Consider the following 16,512-nt stretch of genomic DNA (forward strand, 5'->3'; position numbering starts at 1 on the left):
AACTGGCAAGTAACAAAAAATCCCTGCAAATGTTACATCTGCAGGGATTTTCGCTTTAAGCTTTAGTCTTTCAGCTTTGCGCCCTTATGGCCAAACACCTAAATTCATGTAAGAAACCGCAATTTTATCAATCGAATTAACGAAAGCAGCCGTTCTTAATGTTTTGGTACCCGGTTTGGTCATCAACGTTTCGCGGATTTCGTGGTACGAATGGATCATCGTATCTTCTAAACCAGAATTAACCAGTTCCATTTCAGATGCGCCTTTAACAATCATCAAACGGTGTTCAGGAAGAATGGTTTTACCGGTCAGGTTTTCTAAAGTATTGATCAGATTCGCATTTGAGTTAGCTGCATAGCGGTTCTCCATACGACCAAAAGCCACGTGAGAAAGGTTTTTCAACCATTCGAAATAAGAAACCGTAACACCGCCCGCATTGCAATACATATCAGGAATGATGATACCACCCATTTCGGTAAAAATGGCTTCAGCTTCTGGTGTAGTTGGTCCGTTAGCACCTTCTGCAATAATTTTCGCTTTAATGTTGCGGATATTAAGTTCTGTAAATTGGTTTTCTAAAGCTGCAGGAACAATGATATCGCAGTCCTGCTCTAAACCTTCCATTGAATTTTTAAAGCTGGTGGCACCTGGAAAATCTAAAATTGAACCTGTGTTTTTACGGTGTGCAAAAACCTCATCAACGTTTAATCCATCAGGATTGTAAATCGCACCTTCAAATTCACAAAGGCCAACTATGGTTGCTCCAAATTCAGACAAGAATTTAGCAGAGTGATAACCCACGTTACCTAATCCCTGAACAATTACCCTTTTATCGCCCAAACCGGCTTTAAAGCCTAACTTAGCCATATCTTCTGCAACTTCAACACACTCACGTACGGCATAAGCTACACCACGTCCGGTAGCTTCTTTACGACCACGGATACCGTGCAAAGCGATCGGCTTACCGGTAACGCAGCCCAAAGCATCGAGCTGACCAGGATTCATGGTCATATAAGTATCGGCAATCCAGCTCATTTCGCGTTCTCCAGATCCATAATCAGGAGCAGGAACATCAATGCCGGGACCAATGAAGTTTTTCTTAATTAATTCAGTTGTATAACGACGGGTAATGGTTTCGAGTTCGGCAACACTGTATTGTTTGGTGTTGATTTTAATACCGCCTTTTGCACCGCCAAATGGAACGTTAACAATAGCACATTTGTAAGTCATCAGGGCAGCCAGCGCCATAACCTCATCTTCGTTTACCATTTCACTGTAACGGATCCCCCCTTTGGTAGGGCTCATGTGGTGAGAGTGTTCTACGCGCCAGGCATCAATTACTTCAAAACCATTTCCACGGCGGATGGGGAACTGGAAACGATATACACTATTACATGTTTTAATCTGGTTCAATAAACCTTCGGGATGATTGGTAAATTGAGCCGCACTGTCAAAGTTCTTACAAACATCTGCAAAGAACTTGTTCTCGTCTGCTAGATTAGCCATTATTTATTTTTTATATTGAATAAGTTTTCGGTGCAAAATTGCCTAAAAAAAATGCACATATCCAAATGCAAAAATACTTAGTGTACAGCTAACACCACCCTATATAGCGCATGTAAAAGGCGTTATACCGATGATGCAGATCTGTTCAAAAACAACATTTAAATAGGTTTAAACAGCTATATACCCATCCTTCGACAGGAATAAAACGACTAATTTAATAGGTTTTTTCGCTGCTTAATCTGACGAAAAAAAATTATAAAAAAAATATCCACAGGTCTGTTTTTTTACGATACTGATTAATCAATAAACAAAAAAACAGCTGAAATTATCAATATCATAATTTCAGGCCAAAAAACAAGACATAAAAAAGGAGATCAACTGATATTGATCCCCTTTAAAAAATTATCCGGACTATCGCAATTACGATCCTTTATTTATCACTGATGTGGTTTTCTTTTTCGATTTTCTTTAATCTTCTATCGATGGAGAAAAGGTATGCGAGCAAACCTACCAGAATAATTACGATGCAGATAACCACCACGTAAATTTTTCCATTGCTACGAAGACTATCGGCCATTTCTACGCCATTATCTTGTGCAAATAACTGCATAGTAGCCATCATTAATATCAGGGAGAAAAATATTTTCTTCATTTTAGTTATGTTGTTGTTTGTTCTCAATAGTACGTATTCTGAAGCGGATGGTATATACCCAATAGCCAATCAGGATCCAGCCCAAACAGGCAGGGTAAAACACCATGCGCATGCGACTATCCAAATCGTAACTGTTAAAACCAGGGTTACCGCCATTGCCCGGATGTAAGGAATCTTTTAGCCGGGGTAAAACAAAAAGCAAGACCACCATCATCGGAAAGGCAAAAATATTGTAAATGGCAGAAATCTTTGCTCTTTTTTGTTCTTCGTCAATTGCATTCCGGAGAATGAGATAGGCAAAGTATAATAAAACAGAAATAGCGGCAAAATTTTGTTTGGGGTCAAAGCTCCAAAATTCTCCCCAGCAATATTTAGCCCAGATGGCGCCGGTAACCAAACCCAAAAGACCAAAAATAATTCCTGCATTTACACTCTCTACAGCCTTCATATCATCAATTTCACTTTTCGTACTCAACGATTTTATACTATAAAAGACTGAGATCGAAAAAAGTACAATCATCGAAAACCACATGGGCACATGAAAATACAGATTTCTAATCGTTTCATTTAATATTGGTAAACGCGGTACGTGAAGTAATAAACCTGCAATTGCCGTATAAATTACCAAAACCGAACCTAAAATTTTCCACCAAGTTTTATGCATATTTATATTTAATTATCGAATTTTAAATGATTGAATTAGTTAATGTTTCTTTGTTCCATCTTCCATTTCCCATCTTCCATATTAATCCCTCCAAAGGTAAGGAAATAACAGTAAAGAGGTTGCCACCACAAGTACATTTACCACCAGCAACATCGATATTTCATCGTAACTATTCTCCCATGGCAGACCATCAACCGCATTTTTAGCCAGTTTAATTAGCAGAATCAATACCGGGATAATGATCGGAAAGCTTAAAATAGCCATCAGCATCCCACCATTACCCGCTTTGCTCGCTATGGCCGAAACCATGGTAAATACAGTAGAAAAACTGATACTACCCAATAATACAGCTACATAATACAGCAATAAATCGGGCGGCGTAAAAGAATCAAAAACCAAAGTATAAAAACCTAAAGCAATAGTAGTAAGCACCAACATCAGTATTGTATTGTACACCGTTTTGGATATTAACACTGCAGCCGGACTGGCCAATACATAACTATATAACTGCTGACCTTTGGTTTCCTGTAAAAAACTTTTCGATACGCCATTAATCGAGGCAAAAAGCATAATGATCCAAAAGAGTGCGTTCCAGGTTAATTTATCGCCAAGGCTAACAAAAGAGAGGTAACATGTAAAAATGGTAGAGACCACATAAAGCAATACACCGTTAATGGTATATTTGGAGCGCCACTCTAACAATACTTCCTTGTGAATTAAATATTTAACCTCTTTGGCCAATTGCATAGCCGCAAAGATACTTTTATTGATAAATATTGCGCGCCTAAATTGTTGTATTGTTGTAATTTTGTTTGAATGAACCAGGCAATCCTCCTGCCTTTGGAAAAACAACCTATTGTTAATATTACATTATCCAATAACAGGGATGCACAGTACGCGCTATAGTAGCCCGACTCCTCCCGTCCTCTTGATATTTCGTCTTTGTCAACCAGTTTCTAAAGGCGAATCAACTTGTTGCTAACTATGGACCTTAAAGGTCGCTACCTGAAATATTATGATTAATGCGGCGCAAATAATTCAGAATAGCATAATGAACGAAATGAATAAAATATCCGTTTGCCAAAATCCATTGCGGATGTAGCAACGTATATAGGCCAGTTCTTGTAAATCTCACCATTTATGCTCAATGCATTGAAAAATCAATGATTTGTCATGCCAAAAGATCTACTGACGATTATCCTTATTATCAATAAAAAATAAAATGAACAAAATCAAAACAATTGTACTTTCTACTGTTGCTCTCCTTTCCGTTTTTACAGTCGAAGCACAGACTTTTAAAGAGCCGGTGGGTTACAAACTTAAGAATGGCATGAACATTATTATTTCAGAAAATAATAAATCGCCGAAGGCTTATTCCAGTTTCACCTTGGATATCAAAGCATTTGACACTAAAAAAGATGGTATAGTTGAGCTATTAAATGCCGTGCTAAATGAAAATGCAAGTAAAAGTCCGAACATCAGTTTTAAAGACAACAGTGGTAAGCTGGCTACGTTAAATACTGACCTGGAGAAAGACCTGATACAGATGGCTACCTTGATCCAAAACGCTACCATTGATCAAAAAACTTTTAATATCGCTAAAGCTAAATTAATGACCAGTATTAAGGCACAGGATTATGATTATGATCAAACGGTAAATGAAAATTCGATCAACGCCTTAACACTGGCCGATGTTAAAAACTTTTATAAACAGATCTCTCCTGAAAAAACATTTCTGACTATTGCAGGCGATATTGATTTAGATACAGCTAAATCTTCAGCAAAAAAAGCTTTTGGCAATTGGAGCCGGACACACGACCTAACATCAGCTGTTACAAAGTAATATCGAAATTGAGTAAAGGCCATTTTGATTCGTTTCAAAGGGCCTTTTTGTATGTCCAAATGCTACTTTTTTGAAAATAAAAAGCTTTATTTTTTGATGGTTTAATTAATAACTTGCGCATATAATGTAAATTGTATCCTTCGTTAATCAGAACATAAAATGATGAGAATTAGCCTAAGCAATTCTGCTGTCCATTTGCTTGGGAGTGATGCCATTAATGATAAAACCAAGTTGTAAATCTGAACAGTACGCAATGTATCGTCAACCAAAAAGGAAAACCGCTGCACAATCAATACTTACATTTTTTTTTGGCGATATTCCTTGGGGTCGGTTCATTACATGCACAGGAAAGTAAAGCAGATATTTCCAGTTTTAGTAAAATTATTGATAACAGTATCGCATTCAATAAACTTAAAGACTCAACAGCGGTTTATAGTTTTACCATAGCAGTGGCGCTAAACAAAATAGCTGGCAAAATTAATTCGGATGTAAATATCAATAATCCTCTTATCGATGCTGTATTTCTTGACAAAACGAAGATCGCTAAACTGGATGATTCGGAGATAGTTTCTAAAGGTTATAAGGGTGTGCAGGTGAAAGTAGTTATTATCGTTTTATCATCAGATTATAACTCAACAATGATCGATGTTTACAACATCCCCAAAATAATTGGCAACATAACTACAGATCCAGAAGGGTATTTAAATCTGGACACAATTGTTATTCAATACGACAAAAAAGAATATAATTGATATTACTGATCTACAATACATAGCATATCTCAGATGAAAAATCATCACTTTGTATAAGTTAACGCCCTTTGATTCATTTTCAAAGGGCTTTTTACGCCGAATTGTTACATGCCTTTAATTTTTAGCCATTCACATTCCGGCAATCATTTAATATCTTCGTTATAAATAAAGTCATCAGTTTCCAAAAAAGCCTCCTCAAATGAAAAAAGCCTATACCCTACTTACTTTTATTGCCATTAGTTTATCGCTACAGGCCCAGGTTGTGGTTAACCGAAATCAGGATATAGATAAAATGGTTAAGGCTGTAAATCCCGATTCGCTAAAATCTTATATCAGTAAAATGGTTTCTTTCGGAACCAGAAATACGCTTAGCGACATTAAAAGTAAAACAAAAGGAATTGGAGCCGCAAGAAATTGGGTGCTGAGTAAATTTAACCAGTTGGCGAAGCAAAGTGATGGCAGGCTTACTGCGTACCTGGATACCATTACCCTAAAACCTGACGGTAAAAGAGTAGATCAGCCTACATTTTTAGGTAATGCCGTAGCCATATTAAAAGGCACGGATACCAACGATAAACGGGTTTATGTAGTAAGCGGACACCTGGATAGCCGTGTTACGGATGTGATGAACAGAACCAGCGATGCGCCGGGCGCTAACGATGACGGCAGCGGAGTAGCAGGCGTAATAGAGGCTGCACGAATTATGAGTCAGTATAAATTTCCGGCAACCATCATATTTGTAGCCGTAAGCGGCGAAGAACAATCTCTACTGGGTTCTGGTTTTATGGCAGCGAAAGCTAAAAAAGAAAACTGGAATGTAGATGCTATGCTGAACAATGATATGATTGGCAGTAACAATAGTAGCGAAACACAAATTATTGATAATACCAGGCTGCGTGTTTTTAGTGAGGGTTTACCCAGTTTCGATCTTGATAAAAATGCCAAAAGTATCCGCCAGTTTGGTTTAGAGAACGATGGTAAAAGCCGTCAGTTGGCACGTTATGTTAAAGAAATAGGCGAGCGTTATGTAGATCAGTTAGAAGTTAAATTAATTTACAGAAACGACCGGTTTCTACGTGGTGGAGACCATACCCCATTCGTAGAAAATGGTTTTACAGCCGTACGCATCACCGAAATGAACGAGAACTTCGATCACCAGCATCAAGACCTGAGAACAGAAAATGGTGTGCGGTATGGCGATCTGCAGGAATTTATGGATTTTGAATATCTACGCAAAAACACAGGTGTAAATATTGCTGTTTTAGCCAATCTGGCCAAAGCCCCTTCAAGCCCAACCGAAGTAAAGGTTGACGTTAAAAACCTGAGCAACTCGACTTTTTTATACTGGAAAGCCCCCCTTAATGGTACGGTAAAAGGCTATTATGTATTAATGCGCGAAACCAGCAGCGCTGTCTGGGAAAAGAAATTTTTCACTTCCGCTACTGAATTAAGATTGCCCTACAGTAAAGACAATTATTTATTCGCCGTTCAGAGTGTTGGAAATGATGTTAATGAGAGTTTACCCGTAGTACCCGGTATAGGCAGATAATGAAAATATTTTGGTTTTATCCGTATTTAAGCTCAAATTTATCGCATGAAATTCAAACCGCTGGCTTTTATTATTAATATTGCCATCACACTGGGTGTTGGCGCCTTGGGCGGATGGGCTACTGCTCAATCGGTCAAAACCTGGTACCCAACATTAAATAAACCATCGTTTAATCCGCCAGATTGGCTTTTTGCACCGGTTTGGACCAGCCTTTATATCTTAATAGGTATTGCGGCCTACCTCGTCTGGGTAAGACGCGATAAAATTGTTCATTTTCCACGTACAGTTGCCATTTACCTGATCCAGCTGATTTTAAATCTCGCCTGGTCGTTCATTTTCTTTTATCTGCATGAAATAGGTTTTGCGCTGGCAGAAATCATTTTACTGTTACTGGTGATCGTTATTAATGCCATCACTTTTTATAAAATCAATAAATGGGCCGGAATACTTTTTATCCCATACATTGTGTGGGTAAGTTTTGCTACATTTTTAACTTATAACATTTTCATATTGAACTGATTTTAAAAGAAAAACACTTATTTTTAGGGGTGGTAACTTTTAAAAGATATTTGCTGATCCTGTTCGTTCTGTGTTGTAGCCAATTGCAGGCGCAAAAGGTAGGCCTCGTATTTAGTGGCGGTGGTGCTAAAGGATTGTCGCACATTGGTACGCTAAAGGCCCTTGAAGAAAACCACATTCCAATCGATTACATTACCGGCACCTCTATGGGTGGGATCGTTGGCGCCATGTATGCGGCTGGCTATAGTCCAAAACAGATTGAGGAAATAGCCCTGAGTAACGACTTTCAGAACTGGGTAAACGGACGGTACACAAGTGATTATACGTATTATTTCCAGAAAAATGCACCCAATGCCTCCATGCTTACCGCAAAAGTGGCTATTGATACGGGTTTTCATTTTAGCTTCCGTTCCAATCTGATTAATGATATTCCCCTAAATTTTGCTTTTCTGGAGCTTTTTTCACAGGCCTCAGCCGTTTCCAAAGACAATTTCGATAACCTGTTTGTTCCCTATCGCTGTATGGTTGCCGATGTGCTTTCGCAAAAAAGCATCACGGTAAGTAAAGGAAGTTTGGCTGAAGCCGTAAGGGCCACCATGACAGTACCCATTATCTACAGGCCAATTAAATTAGACGGCAAGTATGTTTTTGACGGTGGCCTTTACAATAATTTCCCGGCAGACGTAATGGAAAGAGATTTTAAGCCCGATTATATGATTGGGGCCAATGTTTCTTCCAAAACCTATAACGAATATCCGAAAAACATCGACGATCGTTTAATGAACCGCTTTCTGGTATACATGTTCTTATCTAAATCAGACTCTACCATGATCGGTAAAAACGGTGTATATATCCAGCCAGATTTAGCCACTTACAGCGTAACCAACTTCGCTCCGGTAGCAGAGCTGATCAAAAAAGGATATGATGCCACCATGGCTGATATGCCAAGGATTAAAGCTTTGATCAGCAGAAGGGTGAGCGATGAAGAACTGACGCAGAAAAGGGAAAAATTCAATTCGAAAAAACCAGATCTCAGATTCAGTAGTATCATCGTAACCGGCGTAAACAACCAGCAAAAAAGATATGTAGAAAGGCTTTTCAAAAGCGATAAAACTACTTTTAACCTGCAAGATGTTAAACGTGGGTATTACAAACTTGTTGCCGACCAAACTTTTGAAACGGTATATCCCAAAATTTCTTATCAGGCTGCAACAGACAGCTATACTTTTGAAGTAGTGGCACAGCCCAAAAAGAGTTTTAAGCTCGAGTTGGGTGGCAATATTTCAACCAGGCCCATCAGTAATGTTTTTTTAGGTGCGCAATACAATTACCTCAACCGCAAATCCTACACTTTCGGAACCAGTTTTTACTCCGGTCGTTTTTACGAATCGGTACAGGTAAATGGCCGGGTAGATTATCCTACCAGGCTCCCCCTGTTTCTTGCTGCAGAGCTAACCTATAATCACTGGAATTTTTATAATACCAGTCAGATTTTTATTGAAAACCCACGCCCCATTTATATCGAACAGTCAGACCGGAAGATCGATCTGATGATGGGAATGCCATTAAATTACAATACCAAAATTGTGCTCCATGCTAACTTTATCAACAATAATGACCGGTACAGTCCAAATAATACCTTTGCAGTAGGCGATTTCTTAGATCAAACTATATTTAATGGCTTCAGGGGCTCATTAAACCTGGAAAAGAATTCGCTGAACAGAAAACAATACGCCACCAATGGCCAAAGCTTTTCGTTAAGTTTTAATTACACGACCGGTCGCGAAAATTATAATCCCGGTAACATTTTCCGGAATACCCCTGGTTTTGTGAAAATCCCGGGCAGTAGCCAGCTACGCCATTGGGCCAGTATTAAGCTTACGCAGGAGAACTATTTTTTACACCTCAACAAATATACGCTGGGTTACATTGTTGAAGGTGTAATTTCGAATCAGCCCTTATTTAGCAACTATTACGCAACGCTTTTAACCGCTCCGGCCTTTTACCCGCTGCAAGATAGCCGCTCGCTGTTCCTGGATAAATTTAGGGCGACCACCTATGCCGCTGGCGGAATAAAAAACATTTATAACGTTAAAAAAAACCTTGATGTTAGATTAGAGGGTTATTTATTTTTACCGCATAAAGAATTTGAGCTGAATAATTTCCAGGACATCAGTTATGCAAAGGCCATTACGAAATTACGTTATGCAGGTACCGCTGGTCTGGTTTATCACTCACCTCTTGGCCCGGTTAGCCTAAGTTATAATTTATATAATGATGCTATTAAAAGAAATGGCGTATTATTGCATATCGGTTATTTAATTTACAATAAACGTTCTATCGAATGAAACGAATCGTACTCTTGTTTTTGCTGTGTATAAACGGCCTTTTCGGCTTTGCACAAAACGCATCAATCAATAATTTTCTGGTAAAAGAGAATTTGCTAAAAAACAGTAAACTGGCCATCATAGCAGCCGATTCTTTGAACAACCCCAACGAGAATATTAACGGAACCTATACCTTTAGTGTAAGTGGCTTTACCCAGGTATTAAAATTTAATGATGGCATAGCGGTGCTGCCTTTACCGATCGATAAATCTACTTTTGTTTATATCAAACACCAAAACGACGCCGGTACACATAGCAAGCTCGTGTATGTTTATAAAAAAGATACCGATCTAAGTCCTTACACCATCAATAGTTTATGGTTATTCATCATCCCTATCGCATTGATTATTATCGCTTTCGCCTTCCGTAAACTTATCATATTTGTGGTAATCGTACTCCTGGTATTTGTATATTTCAACCATAGTAACGGATTAAATCTTTCTACTTTTTTCGAAAGTATTTTTGACGGCTTGAAGAATCTGGTCTGATGATCTGTGGTTCCTGATGTTTCCATCTGGCACAAAAAACAGTCATAACCATCACAAGCTCAAAAAGAGATTACCTTTCGGTAAAATCTATTGATCAGTGATCATAAAGACCACGGCATTGGACTTTAGTTTTTTATTTGTGATGTCAGTTGTTACCAACTGACAAAAAAACAGTTACAATCATCACAAACTCATGCTCATGCTCCTTTCAACGAGTCTGAAAATAGCAAATCGCTTTTAACGATTAACATTATTGTTTATCACAAAAGTTTCTATTTTTTTAGAAAAGCAGTACCTGTGGTGCTTCGGTTCCGCTAGTCCCGCCCTTTGCTTAACCCCGGTAAATCTTGGATAAATTAAATTCCGCTTAAACCGGGGTAACGCTGCCGGTCGGGTTTAGTTAACACGGGTCAGTTAACGAAATAAAAAAAGGGTTGTGCAGACACGGACCATAGCATGAGAATCAAATTATTGATATAAAAATTTCTCCGTCCTAATCCGTGTTTCCGCGGCAAAAATCATTTGTGGCGTCAGATTGTTACCAACTGACACAAAAGCAATATTCGTGATGTCTGATGTTACCATCTGACACAAAAGCAATAATTAGCTAGTAAAAAGATTGGGCATTCAATTAGGTTGTAAATAATCAAGGTCAGTTTTTTCAAAATAAGATGGCTCGTGAAGACAAGAACCATGGTGGTAATAAAAACACTGAACTCATGCTCACGCTCGTTTCCAACGAGTGTGAAAATAGCAAATCGCTTTTAACGATTAACTTCATTGCTTATTACAAAAGGTCTAATACAATCTCCATCTTTTATAGAACAGCAATACCTGTGACACTTCGTTTTCGCTAGCCCCGCCCTTTGCTTAACCCCGATAAATGTTCTATAATTAAATTCCAATAAAATCGGGGTAACGCTGTCGGTCTGGTTTATTAAACTTGAGTTTGTTATGCTATCGAATTTCTCCGTGCCAATCCGTGTTTCCGTGGCTAAAAACTTAAGTAATCTGTGAGGACACAGACTATGGAATTGGTTATTTAAGCGCTAATAAACATTTATAAAAACATTCACTATTTGCTAAAATTTTTAGTAAATTTGTTTCTATGGAAAATCTATTTTTAGTGTGTTTAATTCCGCCAGTCTCTATTGCAGACGACATAAATGAGATCAGAACCTACATTGCAGATAAATTTAATGTGCGTGAATCATTAAAGCGTCCGGCACACATTACTTTATATCCTCCGGTAAAACTTTCAGGATATGATGCAGACGAGCGTTTTTTCAAAGCGCTAACAGATGCCTCCTTTAACCAGCGATTTACACAGGTGCTCCAAAATTTTAACTCCTTCCCCGAACATACCTTTTATTTAGATGTTGAACAAAATGAAGGATTGATGTTGCTGGAAAAACAGATAACCAAAGCCTTACAACCTTTAAAACTGATCGGAAAAAAAGAAAAATTCAATCCACATTTAACTTTGGCCTTCAGGGATATAAAACCCGTTTTCAAACAGATCTGCGCGGAATTTAAAGACCGTAAATTTAAACGCGAATTTGAGGTTTCATCTTTTTCTGTTTATAAGCACGTGGATAAACGATGGCAACCCTTTAAAGAATTGCCTTTTAAAGATCCCGATACAAAACCCAAAACTTTAACGCTATTTGATTAATTAAAACGGCATTCCGATACCAAAATTGTATTGTATAAAACGATAGGTATCAGGCCCATGCGTGGCGTTATAAGTATTTTTAAAATCCCTTGCTCCGGATAAAAACTTGCCGATGACCCATTGATCAGAACCTGCGAACTGGGGATCTTTGAGTTTTAATCCTACATCAAACCTGAAAACAAAATATTGCACATCATATCTCAGCCCTACACCTGTACCAACGGCTAACTGTTGCGCCAATTTACTCAATCTAAATATGGTTTGCTCGTCAAGTGAAGGGTTGGCAACAAGAATTGACTCGCCCTTCCTCAGGTTCCATACATTACCGATATCAACAAATGCAGCACCTTTTAAAGTCGCACCTAGAAACTTCTTCGCAACGGTAAAACGGTATTCAAAATTGGTTTCAATCCGCATGGTTCCGAGTTGGTCGAGCCCAAAAAATGCCCTCCTTAGCGTATCACTCCGTAAAAGACCTCTATCATAGTTACCGGGCCCGATGGTTCTCGCCTGCCAGGCTCTTATGCCGCTTGATCCACCAGCAAAAAACTGCTTTTCAAAAGGTATACCGGTTAATACTGAATTTCCATAAGCATAAGCTACACCTGCATTTAAACGCGCAATAAACTGCCGATCACCGCCTAAATGTTTATACCACCTCAAATCAACTTCAGGGCGCATGTATTGGTTAAATGGCAGGCCCAGTATTCTTGCTGGATTGTTGTTTGCAGGATCACCTTTTTTCCCGATCAATCCGGATATTCCCTGCAACATATTTCCTGCGATGTCCATTCCGGCCCGTAAATAAACAAAAGACCGGTATTCATTTAATTTATTTGCATTTAGGGTATAGGTATATTTCATGCCCAGTGTTAAATCTTTACGACCTAACAATGTGGAATAATAAAGGTTGTTCAATACGGTTTGCTGATCAACATTAGGGTCTAAATAGCCAAAACGGTATTCAAAATTTAAGGGCGTAAATGAATGTAATTTAGATTTGGTTTCAAACCAATCGTAAGTGACGGAGTTGATAAAAATCCTTCTAACCGATACATCTTTCTGTAACGCATAAATATAACTGCTCGAAAAAGTAGTGTGCGGCATGCCGTTCCCTCCTAAAACCGGATTATAGAAAGGAATAAGCAATCTTGGAACGGTAATACTCGAACTGATGGAAAAATCACGCTGATAAATATCGCTAAAGGGTTTGGCACCGTTGCCAATCCTTGATTGCAAACCACCTTTTACCTGAAGTTCAAATCTTTCGGCCCCTCTGAAAATATTGTTATTGGTATACGTATTTCCGATGGTAAAACCTACCGTACCGCCATTAAAAGGCACCTCCCCTTCCACGCGGTTACTCATCACCTTTTGTGGAATAAGCTGGATTACCGTATTTATTTTGTTTGAAGTACTATCCCTCCTGTAATAATCGATTTTTACATTTTTAAAAATATTGAGTTCATATAACCGATCGTAAGTAAGGTTTTCATTTCTTATATCATAAAGATCGCCCTGTTTCAGAAAATCATACCTTACAATGGGGTTTCTGCGGTAGCGCTTGGAAAAATCGGTAAAAATGATACCGTTAATGGTATCTTTATTGAGCTTGTAACGCACAGAATCCGGGAAGCCATCCGGGTTAGGCGCAATAATCATGTGGGTATATCCAATATTGAACTGCTTATGTTCGCCGTTGTTAGGGTTGGTTACATTCAGGTTCAGGTCAATTTTATTGGTTTTTGACGTAGGTTCGGCACCATAAACATCGAAATTAACATAGGGTCTTAAGAAATAGAAATAACCGTTTTCTTTCATGATGCGGTAAATCTGTTCCCTTTCGTACGTTAAAGAATCTTCATCGTACTGCATTCCGGTGTGCAGATGGCTTATTTTCGCTTTATTCGATTCGTAAAGGTTTTTAATGTTCGCATTGGATATCGAATCGGAAATTTTATCTAAAAAATAAGCAGGTCCTGGTTTTGCCGTGAACACAATTTCGGCTTTTTTATCTGCAACCTTTATCGCCGCCTTTACATCGGCCCGGCGATAGCCCTTGCTTTTTAAAAACTTCTGTATCTGTGTTCTCGAAATCTCGACCAGCGTACTATCCAGAATGGCGGGTGGCGTACCAAAGGGTTTGATATCGCTCGTTTTATACCGGCCATCTTTAGTATTAAACAGGTTGTATAATGGTACCTGGATACTTAGCTTAGAAGCAGGTCTGATATCTTTCTGCACATAATTGTAAGCCTGTTCTTCAAATTTAGCATCCACACTATCGATAGTTACCTTTTTCACTATCGACTGATAGTCTGCAATGTACTTAGTTGATGAGCAGGCCTGAATTAAAACAATAATAAATAGTAATATTGCAGTGCTTTTCAGTTTAATATATATTGAGTTTTGGTATGCTTTCAAAATCACAGATTAGTTTTATAAAATCGTTACATCAAAAAAAATATCGTAAAGAACATGGTTTGTTTATTGTTGAAGGTATAAAATCCTTACAGGAATTTTTCCAGTCAAGCTACCAGATCCACACTATATTTTATAACAGCGAGCAATATCATTTGTTACCCAAATTGCCTGCAAATATAAACTTATTTGAAGTAAAGAACGCCGAATTAGAGAAGATTAGTACGCTGCAAACCCCACAGGGCTTTTTGGCGCTTGTTCACATCCCCAAAAACAGCAAACTGGAACTGAATGCAATAAAAAATCAGTTTACGTTGGTGCTGGATGGCGTTCAGGATCCAGGCAATATGGGCACCATTATCCGTACGGCAGATTGGTTTGGTTTTAAAAACATCATCTGTTCTGCAGACTGTGTCGAAATATACAATCCAAAAACGGTACAGGCCACCATGGGCTCCCTGGCGCGGATCACTATCCATGAAGCAGATTTACCGGCATTGCTGGATAAAAATACCATTCCTGTATTTGGCGCATTATTAGATGGCGAATCGATTTACAAAACGCAATGGGGAACGGAAGGACTGGTGATTTTAGGTAATGAAGGAAAGGGCATATCGGCAGAGGTGATCAAAAAAATAAATAAGCCGGTCACTATTCCAAGAGTTGGAGCAGCAGAATCATTAAACGTAGCCGTAAGTGCAGCAATCTTTTGTGCTGAATTAGTGCGAGTTCGCAATTAAATTAGATAATTATTGAAATAATGTTTGCGCGCTAACTAATAATTGCTATTTTTGCAGCCTTGAATTTAAGGTCGAGTGGCCGAGTGGCTAGGCAGAGGTCTGCAAAACCTTCTACAGCGGTTCGAATCCGCTCTCGACCTCCATTTGTACAAATAAAATAATTAAAAGGTTATTACCATGGCAGTTACCAGATTAAAAAGAAAAGACAGAAGAAATAAAAATACAGCTCACCAAGAGGTAGCATTTTTAAAAAGAGCAACTAACATTGAGTTAGGAAGCCGCTCTGCACAACCTAAAAACGATCAATTAGCTAAAAACAATGCTGTTTTAGCTGCTTTGGCAAAATAGTTTTTAGAAATTCTTCTAAAAAATTTAAAGCATCCTTCTGATCAAAGGATGCTTTTTTATATCTTATATTTTATTTTTAAAACAAATTATTTAAACATGAAAACTAAAAAACGCTTATCAATTTTAGTTATTATCCTATTTAAAGCACTCGTCGTAAATGCTCAATTTTCTAAAGATAATGTAGAAACTAACCTAAACGCATTCGCAACGGTTAACGGCCAATGGTTTGCAGCTAATCCGGCAAATAATACATTTGGAGTTTCGTACTACCATGGATTAAATTTTGGCTATGACGCAAATAACTATGTAAGTATTACAAACCCTATTGCAACGAACGAACTTTATTTTGGAAGATGGTCTTATTCGTGGAAAAGCTGGAACAGGATTTGGCATTCTGGAAATCTAAACAATACTGACGCGGATTTCAATGCAAAAGCATTAAATTGCTTGAAGGCAACAATAAATACGCCAAGCAGTGCAGATCAGATTAATGCATTAAATATTGACGTGCAATCTTTTGGAACATCTCAAAATGCTGCAAGGAGTTCCTTCTTTAAAATCAGGGATATTGGAGCTGGTAATAGTACTCAATTTATCGTACGTGGAGATGGAAATGTAGGTATAGGTATTGATAATCCTACCGTTAGGCTAGATGTAAGCGGAACAATCAGGGCAAAAGAAGTAAAAGTCTGTATCAGTCAAGGCTGCGATTTTGTTTTTAACAAAAATTACAAATTAATGCAACTTGATGAACTTGAAAAGTTTGTTACTACCAAACAACATCTTCCTGAAATTGCCTCAGAAAAAGATATGATTGATAATGGATTGGAAATGAAAGAATTTCAAATGAAACTATTGCAAAAAACGGAAGAAATGACGCTTTATATCATTAACCTTAATAAAAAAATCACGGAACAAAACCAGAAGATAAAATCTCTTGAAAGAAGGTTAAAGTTCAGAAAATAATA

15 protein-coding genes and 1 tRNA gene are annotated in these 16,512 nt (G+C 38.1%); 11 read left to right on the forward strand and 5 right to left on the reverse strand.

Features of this window, described 5'->3' with window-relative positions; genetic code table 11:
• Positions 1-84: 84 nt before the first annotated feature.
• The 4 genes from DV942_RS05585 to DV942_RS05600 all read right to left on the reverse strand — a co-directional run bounded on the left by DV942_RS05585 (position 85) and on the right by DV942_RS05600 (position 3,569).
• Complete coding sequence (locus DV942_RS05585) at positions 85-1,506, reverse strand: Glu/Leu/Phe/Val family dehydrogenase (RefSeq protein ID WP_090981877.1); 1,422 nt, start codon at positions 1,504-1,506, stop codon at positions 85-87.
• 430 nt (positions 1,507-1,936) lie between these two features.
• Complete coding sequence (locus tag DV942_RS05590) at positions 1,937-2,158, reverse strand: CcmD family protein (RefSeq protein WP_166672315.1); 222 nt, start codon at positions 2,156-2,158, stop codon at positions 1,937-1,939.
• Between the two features lies 1 nt (position 2,159).
• Positions 2,160-2,822, reverse strand: a complete 663-nt coding sequence (gene ccsA, locus DV942_RS05595) for a cytochrome c biogenesis protein CcsA (RefSeq protein WP_090981874.1) — start codon at positions 2,820-2,822, stop codon at positions 2,160-2,162.
• An 81-nt stretch (positions 2,823-2,903) separates the two neighbouring features.
• Positions 2,904-3,569, reverse strand: a complete 666-nt coding sequence (locus tag DV942_RS05600; RefSeq protein ID WP_145855939.1) for a heme exporter protein CcmB — start codon at positions 3,567-3,569, stop codon at positions 2,904-2,906.
• Positions 3,570-4,044: 475 nt separating this feature from the next.
• Here DV942_RS05600 and DV942_RS05605 point away from each other — a divergent pair, with 475 nt between their 5' ends.
• From DV942_RS05605 to DV942_RS05635, 7 genes are all read left to right on the forward strand, one after another.
• Complete coding sequence (locus tag DV942_RS05605) at positions 4,045-4,665, forward strand: insulinase family protein (RefSeq protein ID WP_145855941.1); 621 nt, start codon at positions 4,045-4,047, stop codon at positions 4,663-4,665.
• Positions 4,666-4,973: 308 nt separating this feature from the next.
• Entirely contained in the window at positions 4,974-5,417 is a 444-nt protein-coding gene (locus tag DV942_RS05610) for a hypothetical protein (protein WP_145855944.1), read from the forward strand.
• 199 nt (positions 5,418-5,616) lie between these two features.
• The gene (locus DV942_RS05615; RefSeq protein WP_145855946.1) at positions 5,617-6,966 is read left to right on the forward strand and encodes a M28 family metallopeptidase; all 1,350 of its coding nucleotides are present in this window, start codon (positions 5,617-5,619) and stop codon (positions 6,964-6,966) included.
• Between the two features lie 45 nt (positions 6,967-7,011).
• Positions 7,012-7,485 carry a TspO/MBR family protein gene (locus DV942_RS05620; protein ID WP_145855948.1) on the forward strand — a complete coding sequence of 158 codons (474 nt, stop codon included), beginning with the start codon at positions 7,012-7,014 and terminating at the stop codon, positions 7,483-7,485.
• A 29-nt stretch (positions 7,486-7,514) separates the two neighbouring features.
• Entirely contained in the window at positions 7,515-9,833 is a 2,319-nt protein-coding gene (locus tag DV942_RS05625) for a patatin-like phospholipase family protein (RefSeq protein ID WP_244950835.1), read from the forward strand.
• The gene (locus DV942_RS05630; protein ID WP_145855950.1) at positions 9,830-10,360 is read left to right on the forward strand and encodes a hypothetical protein; all 531 of its coding nucleotides are present in this window, start codon (positions 9,830-9,832) and stop codon (positions 10,358-10,360) included. Before DV942_RS05625 ends, DV942_RS05630 begins: the two co-directional genes overlap by 4 nt.
• Before the next feature lie 1,108 nt (positions 10,361-11,468).
• On the forward strand, positions 11,469-12,035 hold the full coding sequence (locus DV942_RS05635) for a 2'-5' RNA ligase family protein (RefSeq protein WP_145855952.1): 567 nt from the start codon (positions 11,469-11,471) through the stop codon (positions 12,033-12,035).
• On the opposite strand, the gene tamL is transcribed toward DV942_RS05635, so the two are convergent.
• A complete protein-coding gene (gene tamL / locus DV942_RS05640; protein WP_145855954.1) occupies positions 12,036-14,459 on the reverse strand; it encodes a translocation and assembly module lipoprotein TamL in 2,424 nt (807 codons plus the stop codon).
• Here tamL and DV942_RS05645 point away from each other — a divergent pair.
• The 4 genes from DV942_RS05645 to DV942_RS05660 all read left to right on the forward strand — a co-directional run bounded on the left by DV942_RS05645 (position 14,450) and on the right by DV942_RS05660 (position 16,510).
• Positions 14,450-15,196 carry a TrmH family RNA methyltransferase gene (locus DV942_RS05645; protein ID WP_145855956.1) on the forward strand — a complete coding sequence of 249 codons (747 nt, stop codon included), beginning with the start codon at positions 14,450-14,452 and terminating at the stop codon, positions 15,194-15,196. The two genes, tamL and DV942_RS05645, sit on opposite strands and share 10 nt — an antisense overlap.
• 69 nt (positions 15,197-15,265) lie before the next feature.
• A tRNA-Cys gene (locus DV942_RS05650) sits at positions 15,266-15,339 on the forward strand.
• 34 nt (positions 15,340-15,373) lie between these two features.
• Positions 15,374-15,544 (forward strand): hypothetical protein, encoded by a 171-nt coding sequence (locus DV942_RS05655; protein WP_029275070.1) that lies wholly within the window; start codon positions 15,374-15,376, stop codon positions 15,542-15,544.
• A gap of 96 nt (positions 15,545-15,640) precedes the next feature.
• A complete protein-coding gene (locus DV942_RS05660; RefSeq protein WP_145855958.1) occupies positions 15,641-16,510 on the forward strand; it encodes a hypothetical protein in 870 nt (289 codons plus the stop codon).
• Positions 16,511-16,512: the final 2 nt, after the last annotated feature.

This window comes from Pedobacter suwonensis (genome assembly GCF_007833675.1).
Lineage (GTDB): Bacteria > Bacteroidota > Bacteroidia > Sphingobacteriales > Sphingobacteriaceae > Pedobacter > Pedobacter suwonensis.

Excerpts from the sequence above, each read along its gene's own strand:
- DV942_RS05585 (WP_090981877.1), bottom strand. The coding sequence starts at position 1,506 with ATGGCTAATCTAGCAGACGAGAACAAGTTCTTTGCAGATGTTTGTAAG.
- DV942_RS05590 (WP_166672315.1), bottom strand. The coding sequence starts at position 2,158 with ATGAAGAAAATATTTTTCTCCCTGATATTAATGATGGCTACTATGCAG.
- ccsA (WP_090981874.1), bottom strand. The coding sequence starts at position 2,822 with ATGCATAAAACTTGGTGGAAAATTTTAGGTTCGGTTTTGGTAATTTAT.
- DV942_RS05600 (WP_145855939.1), bottom strand. The coding sequence starts at position 3,569 with ATGCAATTGGCCAAAGAGGTTAAATATTTAATTCACAAGGAAGTATTG.
- DV942_RS05605 (WP_145855941.1), top strand. The coding sequence starts at position 4,045 with ATGAACAAAATCAAAACAATTGTACTTTCTACTGTTGCTCTCCTTTCC.
- DV942_RS05615 (WP_145855946.1), top strand. The coding sequence starts at position 5,617 with ATGAAAAAAGCCTATACCCTACTTACTTTTATTGCCATTAGTTTATCG.
- DV942_RS05620 (WP_145855948.1), top strand. The coding sequence starts at position 7,012 with ATGAAATTCAAACCGCTGGCTTTTATTATTAATATTGCCATCACACTG.
- DV942_RS05630 (WP_145855950.1), top strand. The coding sequence starts at position 9,830 with ATGAAACGAATCGTACTCTTGTTTTTGCTGTGTATAAACGGCCTTTTC.
- DV942_RS05635 (WP_145855952.1), top strand. The coding sequence starts at position 11,469 with ATGGAAAATCTATTTTTAGTGTGTTTAATTCCGCCAGTCTCTATTGCA.
- DV942_RS05645 (WP_145855956.1), top strand. The coding sequence starts at position 14,450 with ATGCTTTCAAAATCACAGATTAGTTTTATAAAATCGTTACATCAAAAA.
- DV942_RS05655 (WP_029275070.1), top strand. The coding sequence starts at position 15,374 with ATGGCAGTTACCAGATTAAAAAGAAAAGACAGAAGAAATAAAAATACA.
- DV942_RS05660 (WP_145855958.1), top strand. The coding sequence starts at position 15,641 with ATGAAAACTAAAAAACGCTTATCAATTTTAGTTATTATCCTATTTAAA.